Here is a 23,273-nt window from a genome sequence, read left to right as displayed (position 1 = left end):
CAAATAGTACGTTTTTCTGTAAAATCCAAATCTCTTGCACAACACTATAAGAGTAAGCTTCGCTTTCATCGTTCCGATCGACTGCGNACTTCCCCTCGCTTCCCCGCCAATGCCGCCTGTGCAGAGCAGGGCCGCAGGCTCGCAAAGCGGCCGACGGCAGCAACCGGTGGCCATCAATTTCCATCAGCTCCGCTCGACCGTGCAACCCGGCTCTGCGCGCCGGCATTGGCCCCCATCACTCCCGCGCGCTCTCGCGCCCCCGGAAGGCATGCCGAGGGGCATGCCTTCGGCATTGACGGAAAAGGAGTGAGCACAATGAACATGACCACCAGTATCAACAGCGAGAGCAACACCCAGCATCAGGCGATTTCCAGCGGCTTTCGCGTGGATATCTCGCGCGGCAAGCGGATCGGGCGGGTTTCCTCGGAATGGTTTTCGCGCCCCGATGACGAGCGGTTTCTGAGCCTTACTGAACTTTACGACGCTGTGAAGCAGCGAGCCGACCGTGCCACGGCCCGTACTGTCGAGAGCCGCAACGTGCGCGTCGAAGCTACTCGTGACAATGCAGAGAGGCTTTCGATTATCGTCCCCGGACAAGAGCAGCCAATCGCGCCGACACATTGGAGTTTTGGCCAGCTTTGCAGTCTTGTCAGCGCACCGGCAACCTACATGCGCCAACTGCCTGCGCCTCTGGCAGGCATCAATTTGCAGCATGGCCTTTTGAGCCATCGGGCGGAGTTGATGAAGACCCTCGAGACGGAGGACGGGCGCGTCGAGCTTCGCGCCGTGACCGGCCCGGACTATGGCCGCATCTGGGATCACGAGCTTGTCGCCGCCGTCATGAAGATCGCCGGCAATGGCACCGGCGACACCATGTGGAAGGTGCCGGGCGTTCTCGACTGGGCGACCATGACGCACAATCCATTTGTGGACGTGACCAAGGACACCACCACGCTTTACGCCAGCGACCGCGACGTGTTCCTGTTTCTCGTTGACGATACGCATCCGATCGAAGCCGGAAGGCTCCCGAATGGCGAACCTGATTTGTATTTTCGCGGTTTCTATTGCTGGAATTCGGAGGTTGGCAGTAAGACGTTGGGCATTGCAAGTTTCTATCTCCGCGCCGTTTGTATGAACCGCAATCTTTGGGGCGTAGAAGGCTTCGAGGAGATCACGATTCGGCATTCGAAGTTTGCAGCGCAGCGTTTTGCGCATGAGGCAGCGCCCGCTTTGACGAGTTTTGCGAACTCAAGCCCGGCGCCGTTCATCGCCGGCATCAAGGCCGCGCGGGAGAAGATCGTCGCCCGTAGCGACGAAGACCGCGAAAGCTTCCTGCGGAAGCGCGGTTTCTCCAAGAGCGAAATAGGCAAGATCATAGAGGCAGTTTTGCAGGGGGAGGGCCGCCCGCCGGAAAGCATCTTCGATTTCGTACAGGGCATGACCGCGCATGCCCGCACCAAGGCGCATCAGGATAGCCGACTGGAGCTTGAAAGCAGGGCGAAGGCCTTGTTGGAACGGGCTGCATGAGCATTCGAAAGGCCGCGCAGCGATCGTTTCGCCGCGCGGCCTATCAGGTCCGCCGTATCAACGAGACCGTCATAGCATAAGAATATCTAGCAACCAGATCATCGGGGTCGGCGTGCTGTCGTTTTTGAATACGGCGGCCGCTCGCCGGGCTCTGCCCGGCTCGCGACTCTACTGCTCTCATGTTCGGAACTGGTGCACTTCGGGCCAGGTGCGCCATCCCGCAATCAGTTCACCGTGTCGTTTTTCTGATCAACTCGCATGGGTCCACATTTAGCGCCTTTGCGATCCTACCAAGAACGCTGACGCTTGCCGAAACCCGGGCGCGCTCGATCGATCCGACGTAGCGCATGCTCAGTCCAGAGCTGGCGGCCAGTTCCTCCTGCGTCACGTTCTGGTCATGGCGCAGACGACGCATGTTGACCGCCATGATCTCCTTGAGATCCATGGTGGATTAGGGACCAGAAAGGGAACTATCGTTCTAGGAATGATCGTTCCTATTCGTTATGATCGGACCTCGACTTGGATGATAGTTCCTTCGGGATCGCCGCCAAAATATCAGCGATTGATACTGTGCTTAAGCCGCTGCTCGATCCCGATGTCGCCGACGTCGCGCCGGATGCGCCAATCCTGACCGGCTATGACGAGGAGCGATTGCTCACATATATCCGCTTGCTCGACGCCGCGGCGGAAGATGCGGATTGGCGTGAGGTCGCCAAGATCGTTCTACATATCGATCCTCAGCAAGAACCGGAACGCGCATTCAGGTCGTGGGAGACGCATCTCGCACGCGCCCGGTGGATGACGACGAACGGCTATCGATATCTCCTGGCGGGCGGTGCCCCGCACTAAGTGCTGCTTGCGACTCGCCACGCTTTGCTGAATCAGCACAGCGGTTTGCCGACTCTCCAACTACCCAACTTCTGTATCGGCCTGGATGCTGATTGCAGGGCCTGCGGCCTGGTGCGGGCATCGGGAGAGGATTTGGCGCATTGCAAGGCGATTGGACCGACCCGGAAGCCTACGCGCACATGCAAGGCTACGAGCCTGCAGAGTTCGCTGCCGAATATCTGATCCGGAACGACGACTTTGTCGCCGAGTGCGGCCAGCTGTCGTCACATCTCCCAGGTGCCGTAGAACCTGTTGGTCTGCCCGACTTCATCGCTCGTTGGGGCGCGCGATTTCACCGTCACCGGTGACGGGCTTCCGTTAGCTGGGAACATCGTCTGGACGGAACTGGCCTCGCCGCGCGTGCTGCGGGCCACGCAAATCCGATCGTCAGTCAGTCCTTCGCATCAGACTGTCCAACTTACCAGCCTAGGCAGCGCCGCCGTTTGGAAAGCAGACGAGCTTCATATTCTTTGGCCGGCAACGACCGGAACAAATAATCTCGTCACCGACATCCGCAGCGGCGCGACCGAATTCAACGCCATAGTTCTGCCACTCGATGCGGCATTCGAGACGAGGCTCGACGCAGCGCGCCGGTTCTGGCGGGCGCTCAACGGTCAACGATCTGGCCCGGTGTACGGCGCGCTGCCGAAGCAAACGAAGACAAGGCATACACTCAATCTGCGCGCATATGACGCCCGCAGCGCAGGGGCCACCTACCGCGAGATCGCGGAGGCGCTTTTGTCACGAGAGTCGATCGCGCCTCGAGACTGGCGCGATCATCATCTCCGGCACAAGATTCGGGCGATCCTGCGAAGGGCGGATCGCCTTGTGGCCGGCGGCTACCGCGACCTCCTCTTCTATCCTCACAGCCGCAGCCGAAAATCCGATCGCTGAAACCCTTCTCGCATGGGTAGCGAAAACACATCACCCGATGTTTGCCCTCCCTCGCTTTTCCTCAATTCGACCATCGTCCGTTTCGCGCGTCCCGGCAGGCCAGGGCGACAGCAAAACCGAATGGAGATCGAGCGATGTCGAAGGGTCCCGCGGACGCGCCCCAAAAATACCTGCGAACGAAGGAAGCGGCGCGCGTCGTCGGACTCTGTGCTCGGACGTTGGAAAAGCACCGGACCTATGGCACGGGTCCAAAGTACCGCAAGGTCGGCGGCCGCGTCCTCTACGACATCGATGACCTGCACGCCTGGATCGAACTTGGCGCGCGCACTTCCACCAGTGATGAGAACGCGACCTTAGTTCCGCCTGCCAAGCCGCATGCGGCGTGTGCGCCGGCCTATGCCGGCCGGCGCGATCGCGTCTCCTGATCTGCGGTGCAAGGACAATGCAGCTTCGCTCGACCGATCAGGGGCAGCTTGATTTGTTTCAAGCGCGCGCCAGTGTCATCGCGGCACGCGATGCGCAAGACCTCATGTCGTGGCCTTTCTTCTCGCTAGCCAAATCCCGCCGCATGACACCGATCGATTTTCGCATGGGCGAGGTTTCGATCCGCGTCGAGGCAACGATCGAACATGGCATGGCGACGATCTGGGACGCCGACATCCTCATCTGGGCTGCCAGTCAGATTGCCGATGCACGTGACAAAGGCCTTCGCACGTCGCGTCTGATGGCGGCCACCCCCTACGAGATCCTTGCCTTCATCGAGCGGGGTGATTCCGCCCATAGCTACGACAGACTGAAGGCCGCGCTGGACCGCCTGCAATCGACCACGGTTGCCACTTCCATCCGCCAGTCGTCCGAGCGGCGGCGACATCGATTCTCTTGGATCAACGAATGGAAGGAGCGAATGGACGTCAGCGGGCGCCCACTTGGCATCGAGCTCATCCTGCCCGACTGGTTTTATGCCGGCGTCATCGACGATGCACTTATTCTCACGATCGACCGCCAATATTTCGGGCTGACGGGCGGCCTGGAGCGCTGGCTCTACCGTCTCGTTCGCAAACACGGTGGCCGCCAGACCTATGGTTGGAGCTTTGATCTCGGCCATCTCCACGTGAAGTCCGGCAGCCTGTCGCCCTTCAAGCGCTTCACCTTCGACCTGCGCGAGATCGTGCGTCGCCAGCCGCTGCCGGGCTACCGGCTGGCACTCTCCGTCGATCCCGACGGTCGGTCACGCCTGAACTTCCAACTCAACCCGGTCGATCCATTCGCGAGCGCCGGCGTAACGCAGGGGGCGCCACGTAGCCGCACCACGAGGGCTGTGAAATGACTGTGGACAGGCCCGTGCTATCAGGAACCGCAACTCCCGTGCCATCGGGAACCGGATTCCCGTGCTATCAGGAACCGGAATCGGGCTTAAGTCATTGCGGCGATTGCCGAACCTGCTCCTCTAACGTTTCTAACTGTGAATCCTTCGGATTCTTTCTAACGGAAAGCGCTCATCCGCGGGGCTGTGGACGACAGCGGAGCCATGATCTTTCGGCCAGGCCGAGAACGATCGACGCCCGTTTTTCTTCCCGAAGCACAGCTGTCTTCTTTGATCCGCGTGTAGCCATGCTGACTGCTGACCTTCGGTCATCGGGGCCAGTATGAGCAATCTTACCCATGTCGAACTGGTGTGGCTGAAGAAGCGGATCGAGAACTATACCCGGTTCGGCCAGGTTGCTTCCAACAGGAGCATCGACCGTAGCCGTCGTGTCGTCTCCTTTACGCCAGGCAGCATCTTCGCCTTCGCTCGGTGGACCGCGAACGACTTCGGCACTGTCGCTTCCCGCATCGATATCCTGCGCGCTGTCGCCACTGGCGAGCGCTGCTCGACTGTCGCCTATGTGCGTCCTGGCGCCGACATACTGCTCACCGCTATCGGATGGCCGAACGTCGAGAAGGTGCTGAAGATCATCGACGCTATCGAAGCGATCGGCATCGATCCCATTGATGTGTCGCCGGACTACTGGCGGCATGCCCACAGCAGGTTCGCCGCGCGCGAGGCGCCCAGGCCCTACACTCGCCAGCGCCATGAGGCATGGCTCCTGCGCCGCCGAGTTGAGCCATGAGCATGCGCGCAACGATCATCGTCGCGACGTTCGGCGGTGCGGTCCTGGTCGCCGCGCCGGCATGGTTCGACCATCGACCGAAGTTGATCTGGAATGCGTCAGCGAGCGTCCCGGTCGGGCTCTACCGCGTCGAGCCGGTCGACAGGATCGGCGTTTCCGATACCGCCGTCGTCATGCCGCCCAAGCCACTGGCGGATTTGCTTGCCCAACGCGAATACTTGCCGAACGGCGTGCCGCTGCTGAAGCATGTGTTGGCACTCGCAGGCACGATGGTGTGCCGGCGAGGCGGCTCCATCATCGTCTATGGCGTGGCCTTTGGACGTGCGCTCGAACGTGACAGTCGCGGCCGGCCGCTGCCCGTCTGGCAAGGCTGCCGAGTCGTTCGCAATGACGAAGTCTTCCTCATGAACTGGCGCGCAGCCGACAGCTTTGACGGACGCTATTTCGGGCCACTCCCGCTCAATTCGATCATCGGTCGCGCGGTCCCGGTCTGGACCAACGACCGCATTTCGCCGGCGTCGGGTGGTTCCAGCGAGGCGGATCGCCGCGAGCCGTGACGGCTCGCACCAACCCTCACGAACGCTCATGAAAGGAGCAACGCAGTGGCCCAGATCGGCACCTTCACCCGCAACGATGACGGCTTCTTCGGCAACGTCTCAACGCTGACGCTCGGTGCGAAACTCGCCATCCTGCCTGCCGAGAAATCGGACGCAGAAAACGCGCCAGACCATCGCGTCTTCTGCGAAGGCATGGAGATCGGCGCGGCGTGGGATCGCACCGGCGAGAAAGCTGGCGCTTATCTTTCTGTCTCCATTGACGATCCGTCCTTCACGCAGCCGATCCGCGCCAATCTGTTCCAGTCCGATGCCGAGAAAAGCGTCTGGCACCTGCACTGGAGCCGGCAGTCGAAGCGCGACGAGCGAGGCTGATCGGATGCTCCGATTGCGCTCCAGCGGCCTTTCTGCGTCAAACCCTTTGATCGATCGGGCGCCGTTCAAACCCTTCGACCCGATCGCCTGTCAGGCGGCCACCGCGCACAGCGAAGGTCAAGGGCGGCCGGACGCTTGCCGGTCGTTCAGGACGTTCATGGCGCCGCAGTTTGCGGCAAGCAAGTCCGGCCGGCGAAGCCTTGCCCTTGACGGAAGCGAGCATGGCGGCAGGCTGCAGGCGCGTCGGGATCGTGGTGCATGTGCTTTTATCTGCCGAGGCATTGCAGCACTGTCTGCAAGCGTCATGCTTGCCCTCCCGGCGTCTACTGTCTGTGCAGAGCCTTCCGCGCATCGTGAGCGGCCGGCGCACTCCGGCAGCGTCATCTCGTCCGCTGATCCCTGGTCGGCGCATATCCGAGAGGCTGCCACACGCTTTGCCATTTCCGAGCGGCTGCTCCGCGCCGTCATGCATGTCGAGAGCGTTGGTGATGTTCATGCGGTGTCGAGCAAAGGCGCAATGGGCTTGATGCAGATCATGCCGCCGACATGGCAAGAACTGCGCACCAGGTACCGCCTCGGTGACGATCCTTATCAGCCGCACGACAACATTGTTGCGGGTGCAGCGTATCTTCGCGAGATGCTCGACCGGTTCGGCCGCAACGGTTTCCTCGCCGCATACAATGCTGGTCCTGGGCGATACCAAGAGCACCTCGCGACCGGCCGACCGCTGCCGCGTGAGACGATCGACTACGTCAGGAAACTCGCGCCGCTGGTCAACGGTTCGATGCCTGTCCCGACGCATCCACGCCATGGAGCGGGCAGGGCGAGCGCACTCGAAGCGGCGATTTTCGCGCACGTCGCGAACACATGGAAGGGCTCGGCTTCGCAAGGCGATCATCAGACCAATGTTCCCTTCAAAACTGTGTTCACGGCGATCCGCTCACCCACCGTGCGAGCACCGGTGGACAAAGCGGTCACCGATCTTACGGCGCTCGTACCGCAACCGGACGGCTCGCGCAGTGAACGTGGATCAGATCCGAACCCCGCTATTCATAGCCCGTTTGTGCAGGGTTCCTCCGCGACTCCACAATGATCTCAGCATTCCTGGTCAATCGTACTCCGGCCTGGTCCGTCGCTGAAATTGCGGCGGGAGGATTGGCTGTGAGCGATGACGGAGAGGGATGGCAGGATAAAGGGCCGCGATGTGCGGCTCGGTTGGTTGGCTGTTTTTCTTATGGTTTTCGCCCCACTTTGGAATGTGCTGACGTAAATGGTGATGCGCGCGACCGGCATTTTTTCAATCATTCCAGTAAAAACCGCACCTCGTGGGTTCATTCGCCATGAATAGGGACGATGATTTTCGTGTGCGCCCTGGCCGTATCCGCTCCCGCGCCGGCCAGCGCGCTCGCCCGTTCATATTCCAGGCGCTGGCATCGGCACAGCGGGCGGGCGGTCATATCTCGCGCAAAGGCCAGTTGGTCTCGCGACGCGCCTCGACGTTCGGTCGCGGCATATCGGCAAGCATCCGCTCAAATCGCCTCATTACCGGCCGCTCACGCGGTGCAGTCGTAAAGGCACGCGTCGTTCGCCAGTTCAATGGATCGACGCCGCTCGTTGCTCATCTCAAATATCTTCGTCGCGAAGGTGTGACGCGCGACGGCGAGAAGGCGACGATGTTTGGCCCTGACACGGACGAGGCCGATCATGATACCTTCTCCGATCGCTGCAAGGACGATCGGCATCATTTCCGTTTCATCGTATCACCCGACGACGCCCACGAGTTGGGCGACCTCAAGAGTTTTACTCGTGACCTCATGGTCGACATGGAGCGCGATCTCGGCACGAAGCTCGACTGGATCGGCGTTGACCATTGGAACACCGAACATCCGCACGTTCATATTCTTGTGCGCGGTGTTGCCGACGACGGCGAGAACCTGGTCATCTCACGGGACTATATACGCCAGGGCATGCGCGACCGGGCGAGCGACATCCTCACCCAGACACTTGGGCTACGCACGGATCACGACATCCGCCAAACAATCGAGCGGCAGATCGACAGCGAACGTTGGACACTGCTCGACCGCCAACTTGTACGAGACACTTATCGCCATGGCGTCATCGATCTCGCGCCGCATCCCGACGGCCAACCCGACGAGTTCCTGACACTCAAGGTCGGGCGACTCCGAAGGCTTGAAAGCCTAGGCCTCGCCAGCGAGATGCGCCCCGGCCAATGGACCATGGCGGATGAGGCCGAACCCACGTTGCGCGCGCTCGGTGAACGCGATGACATCATCAAGCGCATGCACCGCAGTCTCGCTGGTCATGGCATCGACAGGCCAGCGGCTGGTTATGTCCTAGCGGCTGAAGAAATCGACACGCCTGTCATCGGGCGACTGTTGGAGCGCGGCCTGGACGACGAGTTGCGTGGCTCGGCCTACGCGATCGTCGACGGCATCGACGGACGCGCGCATCACATCAGCTTTCATGATCTCGCTGCCACCGGCGATTCCGCATCCGGGTCCATCGTCGAGCTACGCCGCTACGAAGATGCGAACGGGCGCGGACGCATCGCGCTTGCCGTCCGCTCCGACCTCTCGATCCAAGAACAGGTCCGCGCCTTTGGCGCGACCTGGCTCGACCGGCAACTCGTCGCCAGCGAGCCTGCCGAACTCGGCGAGGGGGGATTCGGCGCGGAGGTCAAGCAGGCACTGAAGGGTCGCACCGATTATCTGAGCGAGCAGGGGCTCGGCCGGCGCGAGCCTCAGCGTGTCATTCTTGCCCGTAACCTAATCGATACGTTGCGCAGCCGAGAGATCGACGCTCTCGGCACGAAACTCACGGCCGAGACAGGTCTTCAGTTCATAAAGACCGGCGACCGTGATCCAATAGCTGGCATCTATCGACGGCGATTCTCGCTCGCCTCCGGGCGCTTCGCCATGATCGACGACGGGCTTGGCTTCAGCCTCGTGCCGTGGTCACCGTCGCTTGAACGCCTTCTCGGCAGGCATGTTTCGGGTGTGGCGCAGGGCACTCGCGGTATTGAGTGGAATGCCGGACGAAAAAGATCACTCGGGATTTGATCGTGCACTTGGCGAGGTCGTTCGGACCGGATTGCGCCGCAACTTAGCCTTTCGGGCCAACGGTTCCTTAACCCAGAAAGCGGCCATTCGTTCTTTTGGGCACCGTGGTAATCATCACAGCCGCAAATGACAGATCCAATAGTTGACGGATGTCTGTTCAATCCCAACAGCGCGCAAAGAAGCCAAATCGAACATATACCTCATGCCCGCGAAATGACTGAAACGCGGGACTTCCTTGCTAAGATCAGTGAAATTCTCAGCGGTTCCCTATAAGTCGGCCTGGTCGCTTCTTTCAACCATCCCGGCACGCAGCCGTCGCAATAGAAGGCTTAATAATATTTAACTTATGTGCGATGATTGCCTCGCGGATACCGGCAATGTTGTCGGCTTCGGAGGGGCGCTCATGCCGGCTTGGCTTATCAATCGATTTCCCGTGCTGCTATTTTCCCTTGCTCTTACCGAGTTATTCGTCATCGCTCCCAGTCAGTTGCGAGACCAGTTGGCGAGCCAGGGTCCGTCACCAGTTATTCTGCTGGTTATGTTGGTGACCTTCAATTGCTTACTCGCTCTGGCTCACCTCTCCTTCCTAGCGGCTCGAGGTCAGTTTCAGCCAATAACCGACAGTGTCGCCGTCTCCCTGCCGTTGATCGCGGCTTGTCTGTCCCTCGTCCGCGTTTCGCCTGATGCCTGGATACCTAGCCTCGTTGCCGCCATCACAGGAACGCTCATCATTGAGATCGCCAGCCGTAGGCTGGTGCCGCACGCAGGACGAGCCTTAGTCTGGCTGATGGGGACCGTCGGTGCCCTTTACTTGGGCGCGCTCATCCTGACGATTACCTTTCCAGTGTCTTTTCCTCGGGTCATCGGCTCGGTGTGTATCGTCTTCTTTGGACTGGGCGCGTTGACGGTCGGGATCGCCGGCATGTTGCTGATCCCACTACGTGCCCGCAACATAATTCTGGGCATATTCATGCTGTGCCTGGTATTCGATCCGATACAACACGCTGCGCGCAGAATCTCTCCCGGCGAAGGCACTTCCGAGTTCTTCAGGGAGAGGTTCTCCGCGTGGATCCTGAGCAGAGCAGATCTTAACGCCTACAAGGATGCGAAGCGCCCCTATCCTGTGATCATCACTTCTGCCGCCGGGGGAGGCATCACTGCCGCGGCGCACGCCTACGCAGTGCTGGAAACCTTACAAAAGCTGTGTCCGAATTTCTCGCAACACGTGCTCGCTAGCGTCGGCGTGTCCGGTGGCAGCCTGGGAGATGCTTTATTCGCGAGCACCGTATCGGACGCTGCTCAGAGAACGGATGTCGTTGCCTGTCAACGGATCGACGGCCAGATCAATCTGGACCCCGTTCTTGCCGACCACCTCGCTCCGGTGTTGGCAGCCTTCCTTTTTGCAGATGTTCCCAACGCTCTGCTGCCGGCATCTCCGGTCCCAACCGACCGTGCGATCGCGCTTGAGAAATCCATAGAGCAGTCTGGCACCGGCACCGATTCGTATTTCACGAGGCCCATTGAAGATTCTTGGCAGCCAACAGGTGCCACCCCGGCTCAGATCTTTGTCGCGACACAGGTCCGGACTGGCGAAAGATACATGCTCTCGCCGCTCTCGGCGGAATACGGCGACTACCACCCCAGCACGGACGCTAGCGTGAGCATGAGCACCGCGATCGGCATCAGTGCAAGATTTCCCTGGCTGACGCCGACAGCACGAATACCTTTCGCCAGCGACGTGCTCCTGGCCGATGGTGGCTACTTCGAGAACTCGGGCGCCGATACCGCCACAGAACTTGCAAGCGTTATTCGTGGCTTGGAGAAGCCGTCGCCTTGCGGAGGAGACCTACCACCCGATTGCAACGTTCTCTACTTCCCGGACCAACCGGGCCAACGCTGCCAACTTCGTGTCGACACCTATTTCGATCAGGACGTCGAGTGGGGTTGCGATGTTCACGTCCATATCAGCTACGTCGCCAGCGCCGATTTCACGGAACGATGGGGCACGCCATTTACCTCACCTGACCCACCCCAGTCCTTCTGGCTGGATCCGCTGACCACCATGCTCAACACTCGGACGGCTCGAGGTCATCTGGCTCTGCTCAACGCCACCGAGTCGTTCTGCCTCAGCGATTGTATCGAGGGAAACGAACTTGACTCGGGCATGCACAGCAACCTAGTCGCGACCAGCGCGCTAGACTTGCCGCTTGGATGGACGCTATCCCGCGCCAGTCTCAATAAAATCCTCGAAACGACCACCGCCGTTGACCGGTGCGCGGAGCTCCGGCACCAGTTGGACCCAACTTACGAGGTACCAGACGTCTCCAGATACGATCTGGAGGACCCAGCAACCATCCTCGATGCCAACGCTTGCGGATTGGCGACCGTGGCGGGCCTATTCAACCTGACTGATCCGACCTTCCGGTCCTACTACGGCATTCAGGGGGTACCGTACCGCTAGTTAGATTGGCCAGGTGGGTTTTGGTGCGCAATTGAAAGTCGGCTTCTGGAAATTCCAACGCCAGCGGCTGAAATTCCGCATCCGCAAATGTCTGCACGGCAGCTTTGCGCCGCATTTCGAACGGTGATATCCGCCTCGCGATTTCCCGAGACCGAACGTGATTGCACGGCCTGTATTTGCCGCCACTTGCCCGTGTGGAGACGGGTAGACGCGATATCACCGGTGGGCTAGTGGGGCTACGAACCGGTTCCAGAAATAATCGGCGGCCTGATCCGGCGTCATTCGCTTTGTGTCAATCTTCGTTTCGAAGTCCGAGTAGCCCATGGACATCATGGCCGAGAAGGCCAGTTCGTCGCCATCGGCCGGTGTAAGCACTTCATTTGCCGAGTTGCCCGTCGAGCGTCCTTCCGAGAAGCAGATGCTGTTGGGTCCGAACATCTCGCCCAGAAATATCCGGCAATCGCATTTGCTCTTGCCGTCGACGAACAGCTCGGCTCGAAACTCCGTCGCCGTCATTTCGGTGAAGTCGGTTTCGATCCTTGAGTCCTGCTGGCTCGCCTCGCCGAGGTTCACCGAGAACCGGTTCCGGATGATCGCAAAACCGTCCTTCACGAATTTTCGGACGTCGCGATCGGTCGGTCGCGACCTCAAAGCAGGAATGACCGATACCCGCCGAGCCATTGCGGTTGCGGGGCCGGGAAAGTCCTTGTGTTCGACATGTGCGGTCGCTGAACCAGGGAACTGTGGCCGCGTCTGTGGCTTGGCCCGCTTCATGTCGATGCCGGCGATCAATGCCGCGCGGGCATCTTCTTCGTCCATGCCTTGAATGCAAATTTGCACAATCGTCGGCAGTAGACCCTTAGGCTGACATTCGCGCACCATGACCGGAACGATGCGACGATCCTGCCCTTGCGGATCCTTCGAAAACGCGGCTGCCCATTCCGGGGCCGCCATTTTGGAGTTCAAGTAATCAGGCGAGAGGACCATGACCGTGCGTTCGGCCTTCTCTGAGGCATTTTGCATTTCAAGAACGAAGTTGCTACCAGGCCGGAAATCCCACGCCTGGATCTTGGTCGTGAAGCCTTCTTCCTCAAGAACGAAAGCTATCCATTCTGCCCATTCCCGGTCTGCATGGGTGTAACTGATGAAGAAGTCCGTCATGTCAGACTTTCCATGAACTTGAGAGGAGGGAATCGTGCGGAGAGTATCTGGTCAAGGCTCAGTCGAACGCAAGGCATTGCGCCTAGCCAGCACCCACTTCAATGCCGTGACGGCAGTCCGCGCCGCCAACGAAAGCGATCAACAGTCCAGGGTCTAGAGCGGGTGGCGATTGCTGTGCCGGTCACAGCCGGGGCGGATCTACAGGCAGGCTATCGCAATGTCGCTCTGCCTTGATCACAAGGAACACTCAGAGGATCCGTCGTCGGCAGCGCCGAAGGAACTTGGGTGAGAAAGTGATCGTCGGTGTCCTCCCCACGCTCCCGATCGAGTACAAGTGCACCTCAATTCCCTGAGCTTCGAGTGCGGCGGCTATCTGAGGCCTGAGCGATGGCCGATCCGGAACTAGGAGAACGGGCTCAAGGTCGTCAGGCAGCTTTATCAATGATGGGTAGAGGGTTAGTTGCCCCACTGCCTCGTAGATGTCATGAGCGGAAACTCCTGTCTTGATCTCGATGAGAGCCTTGGCCCGCTCGATCATCGCGTCGACCGCATACCCGTGTTTGGTGGGCTTTGTCAGCGGCTTTCCGATCAGTCTCTTCAGCTCGGCCCAAACATACCCCTGCATGTCCTCGACCTCCTTGGTTCCCCCCGTGATCGTCACCTCCTTGGTGCGCCCCTGTTCATCCAGCCCATACCGATATGTCTCAGGTTCGGCGGATTTGGATGTCCCACCGCCTGCTTTAGACCGAGCTCTTGAGCATGCATTCGTGAAGGCGGCGGTTTTTTCCGGAATGGTGCCCTTAGATGAAATATCTGCAACGACATACCACTCACGAGACGACAGCTGTCCTCGCGCCCTCACCGGGACGGCCTCCAATCCGCTAAGTTCTGCGAAGTCCCCTCGCACCTCGCGCGAGATCGGGTTTTTCTTCAGCCATCCTTGCCGCAGCAGGAACGGCCGCCCTTGCTCGTTGCGGCCAATTGCAGTCAGCTTGCCCTTGTCCTGCTGCGCAACGTCAGGTTGGACGATCTTCACAACCCACGTACCGAGGCTCGAATCAATACCGAGCACAACCTGGTTCTCGATCGCGCCCGGTCGACCATGTCGGTTGTTAGCGAAGACTACTCCGGTGCCCTCGATCACCCATCCCTTGTCGTGCTCGGCGCTCCCCTTGATCAAAGCATCGGCCCAGTCACGGAACAAGCGATCAGTCTCGGCTTGATCTGTTAGCAGTTCAATCATCTACGATCCCCGTTCCCAGAAGAGATTGGAGACCACCGGTACCAGGAATGTCCGTTTGTGGCACCTAGCTGATAGTTCACTCGGACCGCTATGCCTCGCAGCGGCCGGGCATGCGGTCATGCCTGTCACATCAAGGTTTAGCGCTTGATGCCTGCTTGCAAGAGTAGGCCGCAAGGTAGAGCATTCAAACAATCGGCATCCTGTGCACGAGATCAATCAGCCGCCAGTCTTTGACATGCAAGTTGGGCAATGGGACAGCGTCAAAGTCGTTTGCCTTTGGGATCACCAACCGCATACAGGCGACCGCCATCTGCAGCGAGTGCGTGCTCGAGAGCGGCCCGGTGTGCCTGCCAATCCGCATAGTCCTTTTGGCCGGCGTCAAAGCCGAAGACCAGAAGGTTAACCTGCGGTGCGTCCCCTAGTGTGACTTTCCGCGTGCCGGCGGCGATTTCGTCCACCAATGGATGGACGCCCTGACCGGCTGCGCCGCGAATCCTGCGCAGGTTGCTGCACAACCTGGTGTAACTTTCTTCCAGATCGTGCCGATAGCCGTCCAGGATGGCGCGATAGGCCGCGATCTGCGCCAGAACCGGTGCCGGAAGTCTGGATCGTATGCTGCCCAGTTCCGCATTCTTGAAGTCTTTGGCCTCCCAGAACACAAGCCGGGCCTCGTCCGTCCCCCGCGGCTCCAATGCGAGCAGGTCGATACGTGGTGAAGTGACCTCGTCACCCGGTTCGTTCCGCTCGACACTTCCGGGTAGTGCAATCTCCACGTCGATTACCTGCGAATTCGCTATTGCAATAGAATGGCAACCGCGTTTTTCCCTGCCCGAATAGATGCCCGCCGCGCGCTTTATGAGAGCAAGCGATGCAGGCCCTTCATAATGTTTGAGGAAGGCCTTGGTCCCTAGCGCGGCGACATCAAACTTTTCACCATCGAAGTCGATCTGACCGCCGAGCTTCGGGTCGAGCAGGAATTTCTCGTGAGTGCTTGCCCTGAGTGAGAGCGGTCCTGCCTCGACCTTGAAGATTGACTGACCCTTCCAGTAGACATTCAGGGATTTGCCGCGAAGCCCAATCACAAGTTCGCGGTCTTCGAGGACATCACGCCACCAACCCTTCTCTGCCGCTTCCTCCAGTTGCACAACGAAGCGGTCAGGCAATGACCTGTCGAAATTCTTGATCGTGATTTCGGTCATGTCCCCTCGCTGGAAAACCACCGGTGCTTCTCCAAAGGTCCAACCGCTTTGCAAGAGCGGGATATCCTTTGCGGAGCACTTCTACCTATCTCGTTAACGACCGATCGCACCAGACAAGTCTTTGCACGTCGGGCTACGACCCGCTGACCTGGCGAGCCTTTTGTCCTTGCGTATCTGGAAATTCGACATTTCCTGCTCGCTCCCGATCGATCAGCCAGATGAGACGTGCAGTGCCGGCAACCAGAATATTGTGGGGCCAAGTTCTGACGGTCCTTCTGATCGTGCTCGTCACCACCTGGTGCGGAACCCAATGGACGGCGTGGCGACTGGGTTTCCAGGCGGAGCTAGGTTCTCCCTGGTTCGAACTCGCCGGCCATCCAGTCTATCAGCCAACAGCCCTGTTCTGGTGGTGGTTCTTTTATGATGCCTATGCACCAGAGGTCTTTCTCGAGGGTGCGCTCATCGCGGTATGCGGCAGCTTCGTCGCGATCGCTGTGGCAGTCTGCATGTCGGTATGGCGGGCGCGTGAGGCGAAGAACGCGGCCACGTACGGTTCGGCACGCTGGGCAACGCGCGACGAAATTGCGGCCGGAGGCCTGATCGGACCGGACGGCGTGATACTCGGCAAGCTAGAACGGAAATATCTGCGCCATGATGGTCCGGAACATGTGCTGTGTTTCGCGCCGACCCGAAGCGGCAAGGGCGTTGGCCTTGTAGTTCCGTCTTTGCTGACCTGGCCGGGTTCGGCGATCGTCCATGACATCAAGGGTGAAAACTGGGAACTGACGTCCGGATGGCGGGCGCGGTTTGGCCGCGTCCTGCTCTTTGATCCAACCAATACGGCATCTGCCGCCTACAACCCTTTGCTGGAAGTGAGGCGTGGCGAGTGGGAGGTCCGCGACGTGCAAAACGTCGCAGACGTGCTGGTTGATCCCGAGGGCTCGCTGGAACGCAGGAACCATTGGGAGAAGACCAGCCATGCGCTGCTGGTCGGCGCCATCCTGCATGTCCTCTATTCTGAAACGGACAAGACGCTTGCCGGAGTTGCGAACTTCCTTTCCGATCCGCAAAGGCCGATCGAGACCACGTTGCGCACAATGATGCTGACGCGCCATCTCGGTGACGTTGGTCCGCATCCGGTCGTGGCGTCGGCAGCAAGGGAACTGCTCAACAAATCGGAAAACGAACGGTCAGGCGTGCTTTCGACAGCCATGAGTTTTCTGGGCCTCTATCGCGATCCGGTTGTGGCCAAGGTGACGTCCCGCTGCGACTGGCGGATCGCCGACCTTGTCGAGGACGAGGGACCAGCAACACTCTATCTTGTCGTGCCGCCGTCCGACATCAGCCGTACCAAGCCGCTGATCCGGCTCGTGCTCAACCAGATTGGCCGCAGGCTGACTGAAGACCTTCAGGCGAAGGATCGACGGCAGCGTCTGCTTATGATGCTCGACGAGTTTCCGGCTCTCGGCCGGCTCGATTTCTTCGAGTCGGCGCTCGCTTTCATGGCGGGCTATGGCATCAAGTCTTTCCTGATAGCCCAGTCGCTCAACCAGATCGAAAAGGCCTACGGGCCGAACAATTCGATCCTCGACAACTGTCATGTGCGGGTGAGCTTTGCCACCAACGACGAGCGTACAGCCCGGCGCGTTTCTGACTCGCTGGGAACGGGAACCGAGATGCGGGCGATGAAAAACTATGCCGGGCACAGGTTGTCGCCCTGGCTCGGGCATCTGATGGTCTCGCGGCAGGAAACAGGCCGCGCACTGATGACGCCCGGCGAGATCATGCAGCTTCCGCCGACCGATGCCATCGTCATGGTGTCGGGCCTGTTCCCGATCCGGGCGAAGAAGGCACGCTATTTTGCCGATCCGCGCCTTGCCGAGCGTGTCCTGTCTCCACCGAAGCCCGAAATGACCTCAGGAACATCACGCACCGACGATTGGACCCGCGCAACGATCCAGGCGTCGTCAGGCAGCCTTCCGCAAGCGAAGCCCTCCTCCCACCTTCAGGACGAGGATCCGGCCAATGGCGGCATCCGTCGTCAGCCCGAGCTTCCGGAACACGAGGACATTGCGCCGGAACGGACAGCGCAGCACATCAACGAGTTCGACCTCGATCGGGATGAATCCGATGATGATGCGCTGCGTCGGCGCGCGGTCGATCAGGCAATGCGGCGCGCTGCACGGCAGGCCACCCTCGATCCCAATGACGGCATCGAGCTTTAACCCGTGAAGAACGCAAAGAAAAGGCGGCTCTCGGCCTATCTCGATCCCGACGTCATGAACGCGCTTGCCGACTATTCGGCACGGCGCGACGCCTCGCTGTCACTGATAGCCGAGGCCGCGATTGCCTCGTTCCTGTCACCGGATGCCGAGGAACGGAAGGAGGCGGCTGTCACAAGGCGCCTCGACCAGATCGACCGGCGCGTGCAGCGCGTCGAGCGTGATGTCGGCATCTCGATCGAGACACTGGCGCTGTTCGTCCGCTTCTGGCTCAACTCGACCCCGGCATTGCCGGAATCCGCGCAGGCTGACGCCCGTGCGAAAGGCCTGCAGCGGTATGACGCATTCGTTGACGCGCTTGGCCGCAGGCTGAACAAAGGACCAAAGCTCAGACAGGAAATAGCGGAGGACATTCCGTCCGCGCAGCCAGCCGACCCGAGTGATTCGCCGGCGAGGTAGATGGCGTCGCCAGGTCCGCTAGGCCACCGCTCCGCATTTCACAGGTCAGTTCACGTCGCATCACGATCGCCGGTTTTGCTTGTTGCAAGGCCGATATTCCTGCCTCTTCTAATCATCCCCGACCGCGGCACGAACAGCTCGCCGCAGTGAATGGGGATCGTCGTGGCAACCAATCATCAGCCTGGCAGGGAAGCGGTGTCGCGCGGCGCGCGGATGCTGCGCACGGCGCTTGGGCCGGCCATAGCACGCTTCCTCGAAGATCCGGCTATCGTCGAGGTGATGCTTAACCCCGACGGACGCATCTGGGTCGACCGGCTAAGGGACGGGCTCTGCGCCACCGATGAATTGCTGGTCCCGGCCGACGGCGAGCGCATCGTCCGCCTGGTAGCTCACCATGTCGGGGCGGAAGTGCATCCGGACTCGCCGCGCGTGTCGGCCGAACTACCCGAGACGGGCGAACGTTTCGAGGGCTTGTTGCCGCCTGTCGTCGTGGCTCCAACTTTCGCCATCAGGAAACCGGCGGTCGCAGTCTTTGCCCTTGAAGACTACGTCGCCGCCGGCATCATGACCAAGGGCCAGGCTGAGGTGCTGCGGCTTGCCGTCAAGAGAAGGAAGAATGTGCTGGTCGCCGGCGGCACGTCGACCGGCAAGACGACGCTGGTCAATGCGCTGCTGGCCGAAGTCGCCAAAACCGCCGACCGCGTCGTGCTGATCGAGGACACGCGCGAGCTGCAATGCGCCGCACCCAACCTCGTGGCGCTGCGCACCAGGGACGGCGTCGCCTCGCTTTCCGATCTGGTGAAGTCTTCGCTGCGGCTCCGCCCCGACCGCATCCCGATCGGCGAGGTGCGTGGTGCCGAAGCGCTTGACCTGCTGAAGGCCTGGGGCACCGGCCATCCGGGGGGCATCGGCACAATCCACGCAAGTTCTGCCCTTGGCGCACTGCTCCGGCTGGAGCAGCTCGTGCAGGAGGCAGTCGTCACGGTCCCGCGCGCGCTCATTGCCGAGACAATCGATGTTGTTGCCATCCTCGCTGGCCGGGGCTCGGCCCGCCGCCTTGTCGAGATTGCTCTCGTTGACGGACTCGATGCTGCCACCGGCGACTACCGCATGCTCGAGGCCAGGCTCGAGAGCACATCAATCGCGAATCCCCAGTCCACAATGGAGCTCCAGAATGAACCCGATCCGCTTCACTTCATCGTCTATCCGTAGCCTTGGAGAGATGCTCCCGCGTGTCGCTGCGACTGCTTCGGTTGCGGTCTTGATGATCGCGCCCGCGCACGCTGCGGGATCCTCCATGCCGTGGGAGGAGCCTCTTCAACAAATCCTCGAGTCGATCGAAGGGCCGGTCGCCAAGATCGTGGCAGTGATCATCATCATCGTCACCGGGCTGTCGCTTGCCTTCGGCGATACGTCAGGCGGATTTCGGCGGCTGATCCAGATCGTATTCGGACTGTCGATCGCTTTCGCGGCGAGCTCGTTCTTCTTGTCATTCTTCTCTTTCGGCGGCGGAGCGCTGATCTGATGGAGGAGGAACTCCGCGGTTTTTTCGCGCCGGTGCATCGCGCGCTCACCGAACCGATCCTGCTCGGTGGCGTGCCGCGCGTGGTCGCCATCGCCAACGGCACGCTGGCCGGCGCAGTTGGACTAGGTCTGCGCCTCTGGATCGCGGGTCTCATGATCTGGGCGGTCGGCCACTTCGCGGCTGTCTGGGCAGCCAAGCGTGACGCGCAGTTCGTCGACGTGGTTCGCCGGCACCTGCGCTATCCCGCACATTTTGGCTGCTGAGAGAATTTTTACCCATGAAGAACCTCGCCGAATACCGCAAACGCTCATCCAGCCTCGCCGACTACCTCCCTTGGGCGGCCCTAGTCGCGCCGGGCGTGGTTCTCAATAAGGATGGCTCCTTCCAACGAACCGCGCGCTTCCGCGGTCCCGATCTCGATTCCGCCACGCCGGCGGAGCTGGTCGGCACGACGGCGCGGCTCAATGGCGCACTGCGCCGTCTCGGCTCCGGCTGGGCCATCTTCATCGAAGCACAGCGCAATCCAGCCACCGACTATCCCGCTAGCAAATTTCCCGACGGCGCTTCAGCGCTTGTCGACATCGAGCGGCGTGAACAATTCGAGGGCGAGGCGGACCAGAAACCAGTCCAATGGAGCGATCGCAGGCAAGACGGGGACCTGTTCGAGAGCAGCTATTTCCTCACCTTCGTCTGGTTGCCGCCGGTCGAGGAAGCATCTCGGATGGAGAGCTGGCTCTACGAAGGGCGGGAAGGTACCGGCATCGATCCGTGGGAACTCCTCAGAGGTTTTGTGGATCGCACTGACCGCGTGCTGAATCTTATCGAGGGTTTTGTCCCCGAAGCCGACTGGCTCAATGATAGCGAGACGCTGACCTATCTCCACTCCTGCGTTTCCACCAAGCGCCATCATGTCCGTGTCCCTGAGACGCCGATGCATCTCGATGCGCTGCTTGTCGATCAACCGCTCGCCGGCGGGCTGGAGCCGAGGCTCGGCGATGTTCATCTGCGCACGCTCACCATCATCGGTTTCCCCACCGCGACTTTCCCGGGGGTACTCGACGACCTCAACCGGCTCGCCTTCCCCTACCGCTGGTCGACGCGGGCGATCATGCTCGACAAGGCTGACGCCACCAGGCTCCTGACCAAGATCCGCCGGCAGTGGTTCGCCAAGCGCAAGTCCGTCACCGCGATCCTCAAGGAAGTGATGACCAATGAGGCATCCGTCCTCTTCGACACAGACGCCGCCAACAAGGCAGCCGATGCGGATGCGGCCCTTCAGGACCTTGGCTCCGACCAGATCGGCCAGGCCTATGTCACCGCTACGGTAACGGTATGGGATGCCGATCCATCGATCGCCGACGAGAAGCTTCGGCTGGTCGAGAAGGTCGTTCAGGGTCGCGACTTCACTTGCATCGCCGAAGGCGTCAACGCCATCGAAGCCTGGCTCGGCAGCATTCCAGGCCACGTTTATGCGAATGTCCGCCAGCCGCCGCTGTCGACGCTGAATCTCGCTCACATGATCCCGCTCTCGGCAGTCTGGGCTGGACCTGTCGAGGACGAGCATTTTCGTGCTCCGCCACTGTTCTTCGCCCGGACCGAAGGCGCGACCCCGTTCCGGTTCAGCCTGCATGTCGGCGATGTCGGCCACACCCTTGTTGTTGGCCCGACGGGTGCGGGCAAGTCGGTCTTGCTGGCCCTGATGGCGCTGCAGTTCCGGCGCTATGACAACAATCAGATCTTTGCCTTCGACTTCGGCGGCTCAATCCGTGCGGCCATGCTGGCCATGCACGGCGACTGGCACAATCTCGGCAGCAATGCGGCGATCGGGCAGGGCTCGGGCGATCCGCTTGCGCTGCTGACCTTGGCCGATCTGTCGGATGACGTCGACGCCGTTTCGCTACAGCCGCTTGGCCGCATCCAACAAACGCAGGAGCGGGCCTGGGCAGCCGACTGGCTGGTTGACATTCTTCTGCGCGAGGGCGTTCCCGTCACGCCGGACGTGAAGGAACATCTCTGGTCGGCGCTGACCTCGTTGGCCTCAGCGCCGGCACAGGAACGGACGCTGACCGGCTTGACGGTGCTGCTGCAGTCCTCGCCGTTGAAGCAGGCGCTGCGGCCCTATTGCATTGGCGGTCCTTATGGCCGCTTGCTCGACGCCGAGCACGAGCGTCTTGGTGAAGCCTCGGTCCAGGCTTTCGAGACCGAGGGTCTGATCGGCACAGGTGCAGCCCCGGCTGTACTTGCCTATCTATTCCACCGCATCGAGCAGCGAATGGACGGCCGGCCGACGCTGCTGATCATCGACGAGGGCTGGCTGGCGCTCGATGATGGCAGCTTCGCCGATCAGCTCCGCGAATGGCTGAAAACCCTTCGCAAGAAGAATGCCTCCGTCATCTTCGCCACGCAATCGCTCTCCGACATTGATGGCAGCAGGATCGCGCCGGCCATCGTGGAAAGCTGTCCAACGCGGCTGTTCCTGCCGAACGAGCGCGCTATCGAACCGCAAATCACGGCCATCTATCGGCGCTTTGGTCTAAACGATCGACAGATCGAGATCGTCGCCCGCGCCACGCCAAAGCGCGACTATTACTGCCAGTCGCGGCGGGGCAACCGGCTGTTCGAACTGGGCCTCGGTCCGATTGCGTTGGCGCTCTGCGCTGCGTCCTCGAAGTCGGTTCAGGCGGCGATCGACCAGATCATTGCCGAGGGAGGCAGAGGACAGTTCCTCAAGGCCTGGCTTGCCGATCGGGGTCTCCCCTGGGCGGCCGACCTCATCCCCGATCTCACCAATGTCATCGACCAATCCGCAAAGGAGGTTTCCTCATGAGGTCTTTTCCTGCACGTCGCCGCATCCGCCGCATGGCCGCCGGCGCACTTGTTGCCGCTGCTGCACTGTCATCGGCACCAGCACTGGCGTTCATCGTGTTCGATCCCAGGAACTATGCCGAAAACCTGCTTTCGGCATCTCGGGCCCTCGAGCAGATCGAGAACCAGGTCACCTCGCTTCAGAACGAAGCGCAGATGCTGATCAACCAGGCGAAGAACCTTACCTCGCTGCCGACCTCGATGCTTGACCAGATCGAGGGCAATTTCTCCGAGATGAAGACCCTGCTCGGCGAGGCCAGCAAACTCGCCTACAGCGTCCAGGACATCGATAGCCAGTTTACGTCTACCTATGAGAATTTTGGCTCTGACCTCTCCGGCCAGCAGCTTGTCGACGGTGCGCGCGAGCGCTGGCAGACCTCGGTGTCGGCCTTCGAGCATTCGCTGAAGGCCGGAGCCGTCGCTGTTGACAATACCGACGGGACGCGGCAGCAGGCCAGCGCGCTGGTCGGCGCCAGCCAGTCGGCCGTCGGCGTGCTGCAGGCGACGCAAGCCGGTAACCAGCTTCTCGCCGTGCAGGCAAGGCAGGTCGCCGATCTTACGGCGATGCTCGCCGCGCAAGGACGGGCGGCCGCGCTCGAACAAGCCAGGCAGGCGGCAGCGCAGGAACAAGCGCGAGAACAGTTCAGTCGCTTCATGACGGGCAGCAGCTACAGCCCGTCATCGATAAAGATGTTCCACGACTGAGGCG

22 protein-coding genes are annotated in these 23,273 nt (G+C 60.7%); 18 read left to right on the top strand and 4 right to left on the bottom strand.

Annotated elements, in window-relative coordinates; translation table 11 throughout:
• The first annotated feature begins 321 nt into the window (after positions 1–321).
• Positions 322–1,527: a DUF932 domain-containing protein gene (locus X756_RS158805; protein ID WP_198020003.1), complete on the top strand. Its 1,206-nt coding sequence runs from the start codon at positions 322–324 to the stop codon at positions 1,525–1,527.
• 229 nt (positions 1,528–1,756) lie between these two features.
• Here X756_RS158805 and X756_RS158810 read toward each other — a convergent pair whose 3' ends face one another.
• Positions 1,757–1,972, bottom strand: a complete 216-nt coding sequence (locus tag X756_RS158810; protein WP_023728964.1) for a helix-turn-helix transcriptional regulator — start codon at positions 1,970–1,972, stop codon at positions 1,757–1,759.
• 125 nt (positions 1,973–2,097) lie between these two features.
• On the opposite strand from X756_RS158810, the gene X756_RS158815 reads away from it, so the two are divergent.
• From X756_RS158815 to X756_RS158850, 10 genes are all read left to right on the top strand, one after another.
• Positions 2,098–2,376, top strand: a complete 279-nt coding sequence (locus X756_RS158815; RefSeq protein ID WP_023728963.1) for a DUF2285 domain-containing protein — start codon at positions 2,098–2,100, stop codon at positions 2,374–2,376.
• Between the two features lie 291 nt (positions 2,377–2,667).
• Positions 2,668–3,309 (top strand): DUF2285 domain-containing protein, encoded by a 642-nt coding sequence (locus X756_RS1000000166575; protein WP_050589224.1) that lies wholly within the window; start codon positions 2,668–2,670, stop codon positions 3,307–3,309.
• A gap of 134 nt (positions 3,310–3,443) precedes the next feature.
• Complete coding sequence (locus X756_RS158820; RefSeq protein WP_023728960.1) at positions 3,444–3,734, top strand: helix-turn-helix domain-containing protein; 291 nt, start codon at positions 3,444–3,446, stop codon at positions 3,732–3,734.
• 17 nt (positions 3,735–3,751) lie between these two features.
• On the top strand, positions 3,752–4,636 hold the full coding sequence (locus tag X756_RS158825; protein WP_023728959.1) for a replication initiator protein A: 885 nt from the start codon (positions 3,752–3,754) through the stop codon (positions 4,634–4,636).
• A gap of 319 nt (positions 4,637–4,955) precedes the next feature.
• The gene (locus X756_RS158830; RefSeq protein WP_023728958.1) at positions 4,956–5,420 is read left to right on the top strand and encodes a DUF2840 domain-containing protein; all 465 of its coding nucleotides are present in this window, start codon (positions 4,956–4,958) and stop codon (positions 5,418–5,420) included.
• A complete protein-coding gene (locus X756_RS158835) occupies positions 5,417–5,977 on the top strand; it encodes a S26 family signal peptidase (RefSeq protein ID WP_023728957.1) in 561 nt (186 codons plus the stop codon). Before X756_RS158830 ends, X756_RS158835 begins: the two co-directional genes overlap by 4 nt.
• Before the next feature lie 45 nt (positions 5,978–6,022).
• Complete coding sequence (locus X756_RS158840; RefSeq protein ID WP_023728956.1) at positions 6,023–6,349, top strand: DUF736 domain-containing protein; 327 nt, start codon at positions 6,023–6,025, stop codon at positions 6,347–6,349.
• 13 nt (positions 6,350–6,362) lie between these two features.
• Positions 6,363–7,442 (top strand): lytic transglycosylase domain-containing protein, encoded by a 1,080-nt coding sequence (locus tag X756_RS1000000167130; RefSeq protein ID WP_245264451.1) that lies wholly within the window; start codon positions 6,363–6,365, stop codon positions 7,440–7,442.
• Positions 7,443–7,689: 247 nt separating this feature from the next.
• Complete coding sequence (locus X756_RS158845) at positions 7,690–9,429, top strand: VirD2 family relaxase/mobilization nuclease (protein WP_023728952.1); 1,740 nt, start codon at positions 7,690–7,692, stop codon at positions 9,427–9,429.
• 403 nt (positions 9,430–9,832) lie between these two features.
• Complete coding sequence (locus tag X756_RS158850; protein ID WP_156941337.1) at positions 9,833–11,890, top strand: hypothetical protein; 2,058 nt, start codon at positions 9,833–9,835, stop codon at positions 11,888–11,890.
• Positions 11,891–12,106: 216 nt separating this feature from the next.
• Here the strand turns inward: X756_RS158850 and X756_RS1000000166560 are convergent, their stop codons facing one another.
• From X756_RS1000000166560 to X756_RS0133660, 3 genes are all read right to left on the bottom strand, one after another.
• On the bottom strand, positions 12,107–13,051 hold the full coding sequence (locus X756_RS1000000166560) for a toll/interleukin-1 receptor domain-containing protein (protein ID WP_023728949.1): 945 nt from the start codon (positions 13,049–13,051) through the stop codon (positions 12,107–12,109).
• Between the two features lie 247 nt (positions 13,052–13,298).
• Entirely contained in the window at positions 13,299–14,294 is a 996-nt protein-coding gene (locus X756_RS0133665; RefSeq protein ID WP_023728948.1) for a hypothetical protein, read from the bottom strand.
• Positions 14,295–14,554: 260 nt separating this feature from the next.
• A complete protein-coding gene (locus tag X756_RS0133660) occupies positions 14,555–15,493 on the bottom strand; it encodes a hypothetical protein (RefSeq protein WP_023728947.1) in 939 nt (312 codons plus the stop codon).
• A gap of 230 nt (positions 15,494–15,723) precedes the next feature.
• Between X756_RS0133660 and X756_RS158855 the strand changes: the two genes are divergently transcribed.
• From X756_RS158855 to trbJ, 7 genes are all read left to right on the top strand, one after another.
• Entirely contained in the window at positions 15,724–17,718 is a 1,995-nt protein-coding gene (locus X756_RS158855) for a conjugal transfer protein TraG (RefSeq protein ID WP_023728946.1), read from the top strand.
• Positions 17,719–17,772: 54 nt separating this feature from the next.
• Positions 17,773–18,174 (top strand): hypothetical protein, encoded by a 402-nt coding sequence (locus X756_RS158860; protein ID WP_050589227.1) that lies wholly within the window; start codon positions 17,773–17,775, stop codon positions 18,172–18,174.
• Between the two features lie 213 nt (positions 18,175–18,387).
• Complete coding sequence (gene trbB, locus X756_RS158865; RefSeq protein WP_198020002.1) at positions 18,388–19,386, top strand: P-type conjugative transfer ATPase TrbB; 999 nt, start codon at positions 18,388–18,390, stop codon at positions 19,384–19,386.
• 10 nt (positions 19,387–19,396) lie between these two features.
• On the top strand, positions 19,397–19,699 hold the full coding sequence (locus tag X756_RS158870; protein ID WP_023728943.1) for a TrbC/VirB2 family protein: 303 nt from the start codon (positions 19,397–19,399) through the stop codon (positions 19,697–19,699).
• Complete coding sequence (locus X756_RS158875; protein WP_023728942.1) at positions 19,699–19,962, top strand: VirB3 family type IV secretion system protein; 264 nt, start codon at positions 19,699–19,701, stop codon at positions 19,960–19,962. The genes X756_RS158870 and X756_RS158875 overlap by 1 nt, the downstream gene beginning before the upstream one ends.
• 14 nt (positions 19,963–19,976) lie before the next feature.
• A complete protein-coding gene (gene trbE, locus X756_RS158880) occupies positions 19,977–22,526 on the top strand; it encodes a conjugal transfer protein TrbE (RefSeq protein WP_023728941.1) in 2,550 nt (849 codons plus the stop codon).
• Positions 22,527–22,558: 32 nt separating this feature from the next.
• Positions 22,559–23,269: a P-type conjugative transfer protein TrbJ gene (gene trbJ / locus X756_RS158885; RefSeq protein WP_032999257.1), complete on the top strand. Its 711-nt coding sequence runs from the start codon at positions 22,559–22,561 to the stop codon at positions 23,267–23,269.
• Positions 23,270–23,273: the final 4 nt, after the last annotated feature.

Source organism: Mesorhizobium sp. LNJC405B00 (genome assembly GCF_000502615.1).
In the GTDB taxonomy this organism is placed as follows: Bacteria; Pseudomonadota; Alphaproteobacteria; order Rhizobiales; family Rhizobiaceae; genus Mesorhizobium.
This window is presented reverse-complemented; position numbering and strand designations above follow the sequence as displayed.

Bases quoted from the DNA above. Each gene is read 5' to 3' on its own strand.
- X756_RS158860 (WP_050589227.1), top strand. From the start codon at position 17,773: ATGAACGCGCTTGCCGACTATTCGGCACGGCGCGACGCCTCGCTGTCA.
- X756_RS1000000166560 (WP_023728949.1), bottom strand. From the start codon at position 13,051: ATGACGGACTTCTTCATCAGTTACACCCATGCAGACCGGGAATGGGCA.
- X756_RS158825 (WP_023728959.1), top strand. From the start codon at position 3,752: ATGCAGCTTCGCTCGACCGATCAGGGGCAGCTTGATTTGTTTCAAGCG.
- X756_RS0133665 (WP_023728948.1), bottom strand. From the start codon at position 14,294: ATGATTGAACTGCTAACAGATCAAGCCGAGACTGATCGCTTGTTCCGT.
- X756_RS158850 (WP_156941337.1), top strand. From the start codon at position 9,833: ATGCCGGCTTGGCTTATCAATCGATTTCCCGTGCTGCTATTTTCCCTT.
- X756_RS158820 (WP_023728960.1), top strand. From the start codon at position 3,444: ATGTCGAAGGGTCCCGCGGACGCGCCCCAAAAATACCTGCGAACGAAG.
- trbJ (WP_032999257.1), top strand. From the start codon at position 22,559: ATGGCCGCCGGCGCACTTGTTGCCGCTGCTGCACTGTCATCGGCACCA.
- X756_RS158805 (WP_198020003.1), top strand. From the start codon at position 322: ATGACCACCAGTATCAACAGCGAGAGCAACACCCAGCATCAGGCGATT.
- X756_RS158845 (WP_023728952.1), top strand. From the start codon at position 7,690: ATGAATAGGGACGATGATTTTCGTGTGCGCCCTGGCCGTATCCGCTCC.
- X756_RS0133660 (WP_023728947.1), bottom strand. From the start codon at position 15,493: ATGACCGAAATCACGATCAAGAATTTCGACAGGTCATTGCCTGACCGC.
- X756_RS158830 (WP_023728958.1), top strand. From the start codon at position 4,956: ATGAGCAATCTTACCCATGTCGAACTGGTGTGGCTGAAGAAGCGGATC.
- X756_RS158875 (WP_023728942.1), top strand. From the start codon at position 19,699: ATGGAGGAGGAACTCCGCGGTTTTTTCGCGCCGGTGCATCGCGCGCTC.
- X756_RS158835 (WP_023728957.1), top strand. From the start codon at position 5,417: ATGAGCATGCGCGCAACGATCATCGTCGCGACGTTCGGCGGTGCGGTC.
- trbE (WP_023728941.1), top strand. From the start codon at position 19,977: ATGAAGAACCTCGCCGAATACCGCAAACGCTCATCCAGCCTCGCCGAC.
- X756_RS158870 (WP_023728943.1), top strand. From the start codon at position 19,397: ATGCTCCCGCGTGTCGCTGCGACTGCTTCGGTTGCGGTCTTGATGATC.
- X756_RS158810 (WP_023728964.1), bottom strand. From the start codon at position 1,972: ATGGATCTCAAGGAGATCATGGCGGTCAACATGCGTCGTCTGCGCCAT.
- trbB (WP_198020002.1), top strand. From the start codon at position 18,388: ATGCTGCGCACGGCGCTTGGGCCGGCCATAGCACGCTTCCTCGAAGAT.